General features: G+C 57.6%; 16 protein-coding genes. 11 read left to right on the top strand and 5 right to left on the bottom strand.

Features of this window, described 5'->3' with window-relative positions:
• Positions 1-193: 193 nt before the first annotated feature.
• Complete coding sequence (parA, locus tag GOB87_RS15430) at positions 194-853, top strand: ParA family partition ATPase (RefSeq protein ID WP_010666790.1); 660 nt, start codon at positions 194-196, stop codon at positions 851-853.
• A gap of 27 nt (positions 854-880) precedes the next feature.
• Positions 881-1,138 (top strand): ribbon-helix-helix domain-containing protein, encoded by a 258-nt coding sequence (locus GOB87_RS15435; RefSeq protein ID WP_010505208.1) that lies wholly within the window; start codon positions 881-883, stop codon positions 1,136-1,138.
• A 39-nt stretch (positions 1,139-1,177) separates the two neighbouring features.
• On the opposite strand, the gene GOB87_RS15440 is transcribed toward GOB87_RS15435, so the two are convergent.
• Complete coding sequence (locus GOB87_RS15440; RefSeq protein WP_010666791.1) at positions 1,178-2,233, bottom strand: replication initiator protein A; 1,056 nt, start codon at positions 2,231-2,233, stop codon at positions 1,178-1,180.
• Between the two features lie 850 nt (positions 2,234-3,083).
• On the opposite strand from GOB87_RS15440, the gene GOB87_RS15445 reads away from it, so the two are divergent.
• The 6 genes from GOB87_RS15445 (at position 3,084) to GOB87_RS15470 (ending at position 5,011) form a co-directional block, all read left to right on the top strand.
• On the top strand, positions 3,084-3,311 hold the full coding sequence (locus GOB87_RS15445; protein ID WP_014106734.1) for an AbrB/MazE/SpoVT family DNA-binding domain-containing protein: 228 nt from the start codon (positions 3,084-3,086) through the stop codon (positions 3,309-3,311).
• On the top strand, positions 3,308-3,703 hold the full coding sequence (locus GOB87_RS15450; protein ID WP_166318810.1) for a type II toxin-antitoxin system death-on-curing family toxin: 396 nt from the start codon (positions 3,308-3,310) through the stop codon (positions 3,701-3,703). The genes GOB87_RS15445 and GOB87_RS15450 overlap by 4 nt, the downstream gene beginning before the upstream one ends.
• A gap of 127 nt (positions 3,704-3,830) precedes the next feature.
• Positions 3,831-4,076: a type II toxin-antitoxin system Phd/YefM family antitoxin gene (locus GOB87_RS15455; protein WP_006560453.1), complete on the top strand. Its 246-nt coding sequence runs from the start codon at positions 3,831-3,833 to the stop codon at positions 4,074-4,076.
• The gene (locus tag GOB87_RS15460) at positions 4,073-4,459 is read left to right on the top strand and encodes a type II toxin-antitoxin system VapC family toxin (RefSeq protein WP_012813382.1); all 387 of its coding nucleotides are present in this window, start codon (positions 4,073-4,075) and stop codon (positions 4,457-4,459) included. Before GOB87_RS15455 ends, GOB87_RS15460 begins: the two co-directional genes overlap by 4 nt.
• A 36-nt stretch (positions 4,460-4,495) precedes the next feature.
• Entirely contained in the window at positions 4,496-4,672 is a 177-nt protein-coding gene (locus GOB87_RS15465) for a CopG family antitoxin (RefSeq protein WP_018308598.1), read from the top strand.
• Positions 4,673-4,756: 84 nt separating this feature from the next.
• Entirely contained in the window at positions 4,757-5,011 is a 255-nt protein-coding gene (locus tag GOB87_RS15470) for a hypothetical protein (protein WP_012813384.1), read from the top strand.
• Positions 5,012-5,106: 95 nt separating this feature from the next.
• Here the strand turns inward: GOB87_RS15470 and GOB87_RS15475 are convergent, their stop codons facing one another.
• From GOB87_RS15475 to GOB87_RS15490, 4 genes are all read right to left on the bottom strand, one after another.
• Complete coding sequence (locus GOB87_RS15475; RefSeq protein WP_166318813.1) at positions 5,107-5,283, bottom strand: hypothetical protein; 177 nt, start codon at positions 5,281-5,283, stop codon at positions 5,107-5,109.
• Positions 5,280-5,612 (bottom strand): hypothetical protein, encoded by a 333-nt coding sequence (locus GOB87_RS15480; RefSeq protein WP_012813386.1) that lies wholly within the window; start codon positions 5,610-5,612, stop codon positions 5,280-5,282. Before GOB87_RS15480 ends, GOB87_RS15475 begins: the two co-directional genes overlap by 4 nt.
• A gap of 103 nt (positions 5,613-5,715) precedes the next feature.
• Positions 5,716-5,955: a conjugal transfer protein TraD gene (locus tag GOB87_RS15485; RefSeq protein WP_019088719.1), complete on the bottom strand. Its 240-nt coding sequence runs from the start codon at positions 5,953-5,955 to the stop codon at positions 5,716-5,718.
• A gap of 64 nt (positions 5,956-6,019) precedes the next feature.
• Positions 6,020-6,379, bottom strand: coding sequence for a conjugal transfer protein TraD (locus GOB87_RS15490; protein ID WP_194303378.1), 360 nt, complete (start codon positions 6,377-6,379; stop codon positions 6,020-6,022).
• A 96-nt stretch (positions 6,380-6,475) separates the two neighbouring features.
• Between GOB87_RS15490 and traA the strand changes: the two genes are divergently transcribed.
• The 3 genes from traA to vapC all read left to right on the top strand — a co-directional run.
• A complete protein-coding gene (gene traA, locus GOB87_RS15495; protein WP_166318817.1) occupies positions 6,476-9,562 on the top strand; it encodes a Ti-type conjugative transfer relaxase TraA in 3,087 nt (1,028 codons plus the stop codon).
• 54 nt (positions 9,563-9,616) lie between these two features.
• Positions 9,617-9,811, top strand: a complete 195-nt coding sequence (locus GOB87_RS15500; protein WP_010516209.1) for a type II toxin-antitoxin system VapB family antitoxin — start codon at positions 9,617-9,619, stop codon at positions 9,809-9,811.
• On the top strand, positions 9,808-10,116 hold a 309-nt coding region (gene vapC / locus GOB87_RS15505; RefSeq protein ID WP_166318819.1), incomplete at its 3' end, for a type II toxin-antitoxin system VapC family toxin. The genes GOB87_RS15500 and vapC, both read left to right, overlap by 4 nt.

Genomic DNA, 10,116 nt, shown 5'->3' on the forward strand with positions numbered 1-10,116 from the left:
GAATTCAAACGCATCGCAATGCGGGCAGACAAAACAGACAAAAGCTTCAGCGCCATGATCTATCTCGCCGCAGCCATTATCCATTCACGGTGAATCCCCACAAGCCCTAGATCGTCGATTTTTTTGAGGAAGATATTGAGTTATCAAAATAACATGGTAATTTGTTAATGTGTTAACACAGAAACATGGTGACATGAAAACAATCGCGATCATTAGTCAGAAGGGAGGCGCTGGGAAGACGACGCTTGCCCTACACTTGGCTACTAGTGCCAGTGCCGCTGGATACGTTTCTCTGATCCTCGATACCGATCCCCAAGCGACTGCAAGTTCATGGAAAGCATGGCGGGGGGATGTCGAGCCTGATGTGGTGGATTGTGCGGCGCACGCCTTGTTATCAAGAAAGCTGGAACAAGCGTCCGAACTGGGCGCAGAACTATCGATAATAGATACCCCCCCACATGCCGATATTATGGCGCGTGAGGCGTGTCGTGTCGCTGATTTCTTGTTAATTCCATGCAGACCACGTGCTTTCGATATGGACGCTGTTAGAACAACGGCGGAACTTGTGCGAGCCAGTGGCAAGCCTGCCTTCGTGATTTTTACTGCGGGTCCTCCTCGTGCGCCCCAAGTTTATAAGGAGGCGGCCGAGGTTGTGGCGCAGTTTGGTATCCCTGTTGCTCCTGTTGTTTTGCCTGAGCGTGCAGTTTTTCATCATAGCGTTGGTTCCGGTCGTACCGCGCAGGAAGCAGAGCCGGAAAGCAAGGCTGCTGCTGATATAGCACTGTTGTGGAATTGGGTGTGTGATCAAGTTAACATGCCATCACACAAACAAGATGACACAAAAACGCGTTAGCAATTTTCTAAGTTGAGGATATACGGCATGAGTCGGTTTGCTGGTCTCAAAAAGACGGTCGCGCCATCGGTTGTGGAACCGGCAGCGCAAACGGTGGTAGAGAAAGCCCGCCCACGTAATCCGAGAGAAGGTAAGCGGGCTGTGGTGGGGTATTTTTCTCCAGCAGTTAGCAAGGGACTACATCAACTTGCGCTTGATACTGATACAACTATTCAGGGTTTGATCGGGGAGGCCATTGATGACTTGATGCGTAAGCACGGTCGTCATCCTTTTGGAGAGCGCTGATTATCTATTTAGATAGATTATGCTCGTATATTTGTACAATCAGGGTTGACCACGCTTAGCAAACCACGTCTCGCAGAATTTGATGAAATGCCGCTCAGGGTTCTTCGGAGCGATCTCGTTATCACCCAGCCACATGCGCCATTCTCTTTCGAGATGATGCACATCCCACCCTGGCGCGATGTTCCGAGCATCCCCGTAAATATCAGGATCGAGCGCACCCATCCAAGCCTCGGCTGCTGGCTCGGCAGCTTTCATTGTGCCGCGATTGATGAATGTTACCATGTCTTTCTGAGAATCGAATTCGACACGGTAATCCGGTAGATGATCGCTTGCAGCGAGGTTCTTTATCATCTGTCGGAATAATTTTTCTGGGCTTTGAGAGCCTGATTTTTTCAGTAGGATCTCAAGAGAGGCTTTCCATACCGCTTGCTGACCGCAATGTTTGCGAGCGAGTTCATAAACGCGTCGTTCCAGCGGTTTGCGTAGCCGGAAATAATCACGATGCAGTGTCAGAACATCATTGCTCTTAATTGCGTTAAAGACCCAATCCGACAGCTTGATCTCGCAATGCAATAGGCGACCGTCGAGGCCAAGTTTGCGGCGGATGGATGAAGCGTCGATCAGGCCAAAACCGTCCACCTGTTCTTCGTCGCCTGTAACAATGTTAGTGCGGATACGTGTGCCTTCAAGGCGGTCGAGGGCTTCGATGAGGGCTTTGTAGTCCTTACCTGCCGTTCCGCGATTGGTGAAGATGAGTAAGTCGCGGCTGCTGATCCTCACCCGTTGCGATACTTTTTCCCCGGCCTTTAGTTTCGCCATGATCTGCGAAATACAGTAAATCAGAATATCCTTATCGTAGATTGTAGCAAGACCCTTCACGCTTGGCGTGATTTCCAGCCATTGCCCGTTATGTTCATAGCGACGAACGGAAGTTTCTGGTTTTTTCGACAGGGAATAGAACGGATGCTCCATTTGCGGCATCACGTCCTTAAGCACGGCATCTGCCACGTCGCAGATGAATAAGTCATGCTGCGGATGACGCTCCGGCAGGAGGGCCTCATGAACAACAGGCAGATTCGGGGTTTCAGATACCATGCCTAAAGTTCGGGGTTTTAAATACCTGCGTCAAGTGATTCGGGGTTTTAAATACCGAAACCGAGATTCGGGGTTTTAAATACCGAGATTCGGGGTTTTAAATACCGAGATTCGGGGTTTTAAATACCAAACCGAGAAAAAAACCAGAAATTCCGTTTTTATATCAATGTGTTAAATGGATGCTAGAATCGCTTAACACAGAATCTAACACCTATTTAACACCTCTCTAACCATTTGATCTGTGGATAACTCACAAACCTCAAAAATTTCCAACCAAATTGAACCCAAACACCGCCTCTTGGGGGCTCCGCCCCCGCCGGCTCGCGGCCTACGGCCGCCCCAATCGCGCATAGCGCGATCTCCCCCCGGCATCCCCCTGCTCGGCCCTTTGGGCCTGCACTGAACGGACACGCCTACGGCGCAAAGTCATGATCTGACGATGCGGAAACGCATCGTCTCTCCACCAGAGCACCTTCCTCATCCACGTTGGCGCCTTCGACGCCCTACGGGGCTCTCCCGTTCAGCGCTCACCCAACGCCTGCAACATCAGAAGAACCGGGCAAAACCATAAACTGCTCAAGACACATCGGAGTTCAGGCGATCGTTCAGCAGCTCACGTGTCGCAACATGCCCGCTAGACGCCATAGGATGGCCGTACAGGCGTTATCAGATGTGGTGGCTGTTTGGGTGTCTGTAACGGGTGTTGTGGCCTGTGCGGCCATCCATAGTGCCCTGCGGGGCTTGATAGGCTGGCCATTGCCTATTCGCCTGAGCACGTCAGAAAAATGCATGATGGTTGCTGAAACCGCAAACAGTTATTACATTGGTAATAACATTGAGGGGATTCACTATGGTCGAGCTGAAAGTGCGAAAATTCGGAAACTCACTCGGGGTCGTACTACCCAAGGAAGTGATCTCACGGCTGAACACCCAGGATGGCGCGCCCCTGTATCTGACCGAAGCACCAGAAGGCGGATATCGGCTCGTGCCCTATGATCCTGACTTCGAAACCAAAATGACAAAGGCTGAAGATATTATGCGGCGTTACCGTGATACGCTGCATGTTCTGGCTCAATGACAGCCTTCGTCTGGATAGACGAACGGGATACCCTGATCCTGCATGATCGGCTGTTGGGGGTGCATGGTGGCGCTTCCGGCGTACGGGATGCAGGTCTTCTGAAATCCGCGCTTGCCCGGCCACAGCAGCATGCGGCTTATGCGGATCCGCTGGATCCAGTGCATCTGGCGGCCGTCTATACGGCGGGTATCGTCAAAAACCATCCTTTCATCGACGGGAACAAGCGTACGGGCTTTGTGCTCGGTGTGCTGTTTTTGGAACTGAACGACTATCGTTTCACGGCAGCCCAGGAAGATGCAGCAAATGCGGTTCTCGCGCTGGCGGCAGGTCAGATGGACGAACTGGGCTATGCGGCATTCCTGACCGCCAATGTCGCATCCGAAAGGGTATGACGGTAAACGAGGAACGCGATGAGTGTGCTTTTTTCGTTTCCTGAGGTGGTTCTGGCGACATTTGTCTTGATGGACCAGACTAATATGGCTAAGTCTTTTTTTTGAGTAAACTCAGGAGGCTTTCGCCATGCGCACGGTCAACATCCACGAAGCCAAGACCCATCTGTCCCGGCTGATTGACGCGGCCATGAAAGGGGAAAGCTTCATCATTGCCAAAGCCGGCCGGCCGATGGTGCGGGTCAGCCCGATTACGGCTCCTGAAGAGTTACAGCAACGGCGTCTGGGGTTTCTTGCTGGAAAAATCCGGGTGCCCGAAGATTTTGATCGCATGGGACAGGACGATATTGTGTCTCTGTTCGACGGTCCGGCATGAGGCTTCTTCTGGATACCCATCTGCTGCTCTGGGCAGCCGGAGAGCCAGATAAGCTGTCAGCACGGGCGAGAACCCTGATGGAAGATCCGGGCAATGATCTGGTCTTCAGTGCGGCCAGTCTCTGGGAGATCACCATTAAGACCGGGCTGGGACGGGCAGACTTCCAGGTCGATCCTCATCTGCTGCGACGCGGTCTGATCGAAAACGGTTATGAGGAGTTACCGATCACCAGCCAGCACGCCTTGGCAGTCGGACAACTGCCAGATGTGCATCGGGATCCCTTTGATCGGATCCTTGTGGCACAGGCCACGGTGGAAGGATTGCTTCTGCTGACCCATGATCCGCTGGTAAAGGCTTATCCAGGCCCGATCGAAGCAGTCTGAAGGAGATCGACCAGTATGAGCTACAAAAATAGGTCCATGCCCTCGCTGCACAGTGACGAAGCGGCCGAGGATTTCGTCGCGACCGTCGATCTGACCCGGTATGACCTGTCCGGTTTCAAGCCCATGCGCTTTGAGATCGAACCCAAGGCGGCTGCCCTCAACATGCGCCTGCCGGCGTCCCTGCTGGAGACCGATGTCGCACAGACGCGGTAAAGTATATTCCGACCAGAACAGAGGAGATCGGGCGATGTAGGTACGCTCGGAAATCACTCCGCGCGTCATGGAGGGGAAGCTCCCATGTCTCGCACCTATCATCACAGCCGCAAATACGGTCGCAATCATCGCTGGGCCAACCAGCCGGATCGCTGTGGCTATGGAGGCTCACGTGAAGCCTCTGAATCTCCCAACTGGTACAGTCATCTGCACGATATCCGTCCTGGCCGTCATCATGACAGGCATGTTGCCCGCCTGATCATCAAGGGCGACCTCGATCCTGTCGAGGCGGTCTTTCCGTATACCGGCACCCGGCGACCCCACGAATATTACTGGTAATCTTCAGCGCGGGAATGAGGGATCGTTCCCGCGTTCCACGAGGCCATCAGGGACGTGGATTTCGGGGGGCATCGTTCACGACACCAACACCCTCATTAATCCGTGGGGCGAGGCGCAGGGAGGGTGTCAATGGCCGCCTGAATCCGGGCCAGATCGGCGTCCAGAAGAGCAAGAACCTGATCGGCCGGGACAGTGGGTTTCGTGCTGCTGCGTGCCTTGCGGATTGCATCCCTTTTGGCAGCCCGTTCGTCGGAAAGGTCCGTCATGGTCATGTCTTCATCGCCTCGTGTTTCGTGGCAGCGACAGGGGCAGAAATCCGCCATGCGTAATCGCAGACATTATCCAGCAATTCTGCTCGTTGTGTCTGACTGTAAGCTATAACGAAATCAGCGACAATTTTTTCTGGCACACCTTCCCGAAGAAGGTTGGCAGCCGTTTCCGCTATTTCCAGATTGACCGCCTCATTGAGCAAGATGAAGGCATCCGTATCGGTCATACGCTTTGCCGCCCGTGCAACGAACCGAGCATTCAGATTCCACATCCATTGATGACGGTTGATTGTATCAGAAAACCATTCTGGAGAAGGGTATTCTGGAGCCATTAGGTATCCTCTTGAAGTGTTTGTGGCGGTCAGTTTCCAGACCGTCAAATTGTTCTGTGGCCGAGATTACAATCTGTCCGTTTCGGATGATCGTGTTTTGCAATCAGTCATGTTCCCTGTCCCTGTCGAAGGCATGAAGCCCCGCGCGTCTCCATCGTGATTTCAGGTCGTCCGGGGTGGTCTCATTTCCCCCCTGAAGCTGCCCCGCAATATCCAGAAAGGCTCCGAGCAGGGTGGCGCGATCATCATCGGTCAGATCAACCAGTCCCGCCTTCTGAACCAGGCCACCCAGTTCGATCAGATGATGGGTGCGTTCCCGTCGCGCCTTCGCCCAGTCGCGCATGTCGGTGCGTGCCTTTCGTGCCAGATGGCGATGGATCAGGGCCGCCTGCTTCCTGATCCGTCTTTCAAGCGCCAGCAGATCCGTTCTGATCGTTTCCGGTTCCTTTCCGGCCGCCCTTTTTTGCGCTGGTCTGAAAGAACGCCGTCCCCCGTTCGGTCCACCTCGCGACGGCTTCGGGTTTGCCGTCCGCCTGTTCGACAGCCGCAAGCAGTACCCCGGCCAGCGCCTCGATCGACAGGGTATCGGCTCCCGTCGCCTCGACCAGTTCGCCGAGCTGGATGGTCCGTTGCGCCTTAAGCTGCTTCGCCTTTTCCTGAAGCGCCTTCAGTTCCGCATCAATGTCCCGTGGTTTGCGCATTTTTGATCCCCTGTCTTGCTCGTCTATGCCATACTCTACCACACAGACGAGAACCGCGTCACTCATCCAAAGCAATCAATCCTTGTGCCGCAGTAAAATGTGAGTGCGCGCTTATACGTCACTTCGTGACGTGCGCTTAAGTAGTGTGATAGGATCGCGTTCATGGCGATCTATCATCTGCATGCAAAGGTCATCAGCCGCGCCACCGGCCGGAGCGCCGTGGCGGCGGCGGCTTATCGCGCAGCGTCCCGCCTGCATGATGTGCGGCTGGATCGCGACCATGACTTTTCCAACAAGAGCGGCGTGGTGCATTCCGAGATCCTGCTGCCCGATGGCGCGCCGGAACGGTTTCTTGATCGTGCGACCCTATGGAACGAGGTCGAGGCAATCGAGAAACGCAAGGATGCCCAGCTTGCCCGTGAGGTGGAGTTTTCAATCCCGCGCGAAATGACCCAGGCGCAGGGGATCGCGCTGGCACGGGATTTTGTGCGGGAGCAGTTCGTGGAACGCGGTATGGTGGCCGATCTCAATGTACATTGGGATATTGGTGAGGACGGACAGGCGAAGCCCCATGCCCATGTGATGCTGTCCACGCGGTCTGTGGATGAGAACGGGTTTGGTGCGAAAGAGCGTTCGTGGAACGACAAGGAACTCCTGCTGACGTGGCGTGAACGATGGGCGTCGCTCGCCAATGAACGGCTGGCCGAGCTGGACCTGGACGTGCGGATCGATCATCGGTCGTTCGCGGCACAGGGGATCGACCTTGAACCGCAGAACAAAATCGGTCCGGCTGGGATGCGCCGGGAAGAGCGGGGCGAGGATGCGGAACGGGTCGCTGATCATCTGGAGATCGCGCGACGCAATGGGGAAAGGTTGCTGGCCGAGCCGCATGTGGCGCTGGAGGCGCTGACCCAGCAGCAGAGCACATTTACCCGGCAGGACATGGCGCGGTTTGTGGACCGGCAGACGGTGGACGCTGAACAGTTTACGGCCGTCATGGTTCGGGTGGAGGCATGTCCGGAGCTGGTCGCGCTCGGGAAAGACGGGCACGGGCGGGAGCGGTTCTCCACGCGCACGATGATCGGGGTCGAGCAGCGTCTGGAAGAAGCGTCGCTCGCGATGGCGCTGTCCCAGGGGCATGCGGTGCCGCTGGCGGTGCGTCGGGCAGCGATGCAGCATTCCGGTCTTGGGGAGGAGCAGGCGCTGGCGGTGGGCGAGGTCACGAAGTCCCGCGACCTGTCCGTGGTGGTCGGGTATGCCGGGACGGGGAAGAGCACCATGCTGGGTGTGGCCCGTGCGGCATGGGAAGAGGCCGGGTACCGGGTGCGCGGGGCGGCGCTGTCGGGGATCGCGGCGGAAGGTCTGGAAGCGGGGGCCGGGATCGAAAGCCGGACGTTGGCCTCCCTGGAGCGTGCGTGGGAACGTGGGTTTGACCTGCTGGAGCGCGGGGACGTGCTGGTGGTGGACGAGGCTGGCATGGTGGGGTCACGGCAGATGGAGCGGGTGCTGTCGGCCGCGCGCAGTGCTGGGGCCAAGGTGGTGCTGGTAGGTGATCCCGAGCAGTTGCAGGCGATCGAAGCCGGTGGTGCGTTCCGGGCGGTGGCCGAGCGGGTCGGGTCTGTGGAAATCACCGCCGTGCGCCGGCAGCGTGAAGGCTGGCAGCAGGCGGCCACGAAGGAGCTGGCGACGGGGCGGACGGGGGAGGCGCTGGGTCGCTATGAGGCGGCTGGCCTGGTGCGTGGGCATGACACGCTGGAAGAGGCGCGGGCCGGAGTGGTGGCCGGGTGGGATGAAGCCCGGCAGGCCGCCCCAGAAGAAAGCCAGATCATGCTGGCGCATCGGCGTGTTGATGTGCGGGCGCTGAACGAAGCGGCGCGCGAGATCCGCAGGGAGGCGGGTGAGCTGGGTGACGACGTGCTGGTGCCGACCGCCCAGGGCGAGCGGGTGTTCGCGGACGGGGAGCGTGTCTACTTCCTGCGCAATGACCGGGAGCTGGGGGTAAAGAACGGTACGCTGGGGACGGTGCGGGGTATCGTGGGGTCGGCTGAGGCTGGGGATCTGGCGTTATCGGTCCAGCTTGATGGGAAGGAGGGAGCCGGACGTGGCCGGGTCGTGTCTGTGTCGGTGGCGGATTATGACGCGCTGGATCATGGCTATGCGGCTACCATCCACAAATCGCAGGGTGTGACGGTGGATCGGGCGCATGTGCTGGCGACGGGGAGCATGGACCGGCACGGGGCCTATGTGGCGCTGTCGCGGCATCGGGAGAGCGTGTCTGTCCATTGGGGCCGGGATGATGTGGGCGACCGGGACGGGCTGGTGCGGCGGCTGTCGCGCGAGCGGCTGAAGGACACCACGCTGGATTACCCGCATGTCCGGGATCGGGATGCCGGGTTTGCGCGTCGGCGCGGGCTGCATGTCCCCGAGAGCGAGATCGTGGTGGAGCGTGAGAAGGCCGCCTCTGGCCCCCGGCAGGACAGGCAGGCCGAAGGTGTGCCTATGCCAGAGCCTGCGTCGGCACAGCAAAAACGCGGGATGTTCGATGGACTGGACCTGTCCGTGCGGGGGCGAAACCGCAAGATGGAAAAAGACGTGTCGGCCGGGATGGATGCCGGGGCCGGGAAGGGAGAAAGTGGGGTTGAGCGTGAAGCTCCCGCATCTCCCTTTGCCGGGTTGCGGCTGCCCCGTGTGCAGCGTGAGCAGGTGCCGGCCGGGCTGGACGGGTTTATACCGGGGAGTGACCCGCTTCAGCAGGCGGTGGAGCGGTATGCGCGGGCCTGGGTGGATGCCGAGCGCATGGTGCGCCAGGAGTTGCCCGTGCTGGAGCATCAGAAGAAGGCGCTGTTTGAAGCCGGGCGGGATCTGGAACGGGTCCGGCGTGGTGGTGAGGCGGATCTGCGGGCGGCGCTGAAGCATCAGCCGGAGATCCGGCAGGCGCTATATGGTCTGGAAGGTCCGGCACGGGCGCGCAAATTGGTCGAGGGGCTGGAGCATGAGGACAGGGTGCGGAAGAGTCCGGATCTGCGGGCAGCGCGGTTTGTGAAGGCCTGGGACGGGCTGAGCCGGGAGCAGCAGGGTGTGGCGCTGAAGGAGCTGAAGCGGGATGCGCAGCTTGAGTCCATTCTGCGGGAGAAAAGCCGCGAGCTGGGCATCCGGAAGGGATCGACGCTTGATCACGGGCTGCATCCTCATCAGAGGGAGCAGTCCCTGTCGCGGTCCAGGTCGCGCGGTATGGATATGGGGATGTAATCTGCTTGAGAGAGGAGATGTTGATGTGTATAATTTTCACTGGAGATACACATCATGCGAACCAACATCATTATTGACGATACCCTCATGACAGATGCGCTGAAGGCGTCTGGCGTCAAAACCAAGAAAGAAGCCGTCGAACTCGGATTGCGGACGCTGATCAAGTTGAATCAGCAGCGGCAACTGCGTTCCATGAAGGGCAGGCTGGAGTGGCGGGGTGATCTCGACGCCATGCGTTCCGACGTATGATTCTGGTCGATTCATCGGTCTGGATCGATTTTTTCCGAGGTACGGTTACGCCACAGGTTGAGGTTCTGGACCGGCTTCTGGGAGAAGAACCTGTCGCCATTGGGGATCTGATGATGACGGAAGTTCTTCAGGGATTTGCGAATGAGCGGGATTTCAACAAGGCACGGCGGATGCTTGGTGCCCTGGATCTGGTCGAGATCGGGGGGCGTGATGTCATGATCGAGGCAGCACGATATTTCCGTGACCTGCGTGCCAGAGGCATCACCATCCGGAAAACCATTGATACCCTGATTGCCACACGATGT

This window comes from Acetobacter estunensis (assembly GCF_011516945.1).
GTDB classification, from domain to species: domain Bacteria; phylum Pseudomonadota; class Alphaproteobacteria; order Acetobacterales; family Acetobacteraceae; genus Acetobacter; species Acetobacter estunensis.

Bases quoted from the DNA above. Each gene is read 5' to 3' on its own strand.
- GOB87_RS15480 (WP_012813386.1), bottom strand. From the start codon at position 5,612: ATGGCTCCAGAATACCCTTCTCCAGAATGGTTTTCTGATACAATCAAC.
- traA (WP_166318817.1), top strand. From the start codon at position 6,476: ATGGCGATCTATCATCTGCATGCAAAGGTCATCAGCCGCGCCACCGGC.
- GOB87_RS15500 (WP_010516209.1), top strand. From the start codon at position 9,617: ATGCGAACCAACATCATTATTGACGATACCCTCATGACAGATGCGCTG.
- GOB87_RS15460 (WP_012813382.1), top strand. From the start codon at position 4,073: ATGAGGCTTCTTCTGGATACCCATCTGCTGCTCTGGGCAGCCGGAGAG.
- GOB87_RS15455 (WP_006560453.1), top strand. From the start codon at position 3,831: ATGCGCACGGTCAACATCCACGAAGCCAAGACCCATCTGTCCCGGCTG.
- GOB87_RS15485 (WP_019088719.1), bottom strand. From the start codon at position 5,955: ATGCGCGACTGGGCGAAGGCGCGACGGGAACGCACCCATCATCTGATC.
- parA (WP_010666790.1), top strand. From the start codon at position 194: ATGAAAACAATCGCGATCATTAGTCAGAAGGGAGGCGCTGGGAAGACG.
- GOB87_RS15445 (WP_014106734.1), top strand. From the start codon at position 3,084: ATGGTCGAGCTGAAAGTGCGAAAATTCGGAAACTCACTCGGGGTCGTA.
- GOB87_RS15450 (WP_166318810.1), top strand. From the start codon at position 3,308: ATGACAGCCTTCGTCTGGATAGACGAACGGGATACCCTGATCCTGCAT.
- GOB87_RS15470 (WP_012813384.1), top strand. From the start codon at position 4,757: ATGTCTCGCACCTATCATCACAGCCGCAAATACGGTCGCAATCATCGC.
- GOB87_RS15440 (WP_010666791.1), bottom strand. From the start codon at position 2,233: ATGGTATCTGAAACCCCGAATCTGCCTGTTGTTCATGAGGCCCTCCTG.
- GOB87_RS15490 (WP_194303378.1), bottom strand. From the start codon at position 6,379: ATGAGTGACGCGGTTCTCGTCTGTGTGGTAGAGTATGGCATAGACGAG.
- GOB87_RS15475 (WP_166318813.1), bottom strand. From the start codon at position 5,283: ATGACCATGACGGACCTTTCCGACGAACGGGCTGCCAAAAGGGATGCA.
- GOB87_RS15435 (WP_010505208.1), top strand. From the start codon at position 881: ATGAGTCGGTTTGCTGGTCTCAAAAAGACGGTCGCGCCATCGGTTGTG.
- GOB87_RS15465 (WP_018308598.1), top strand. From the start codon at position 4,496: ATGCCCTCGCTGCACAGTGACGAAGCGGCCGAGGATTTCGTCGCGACC.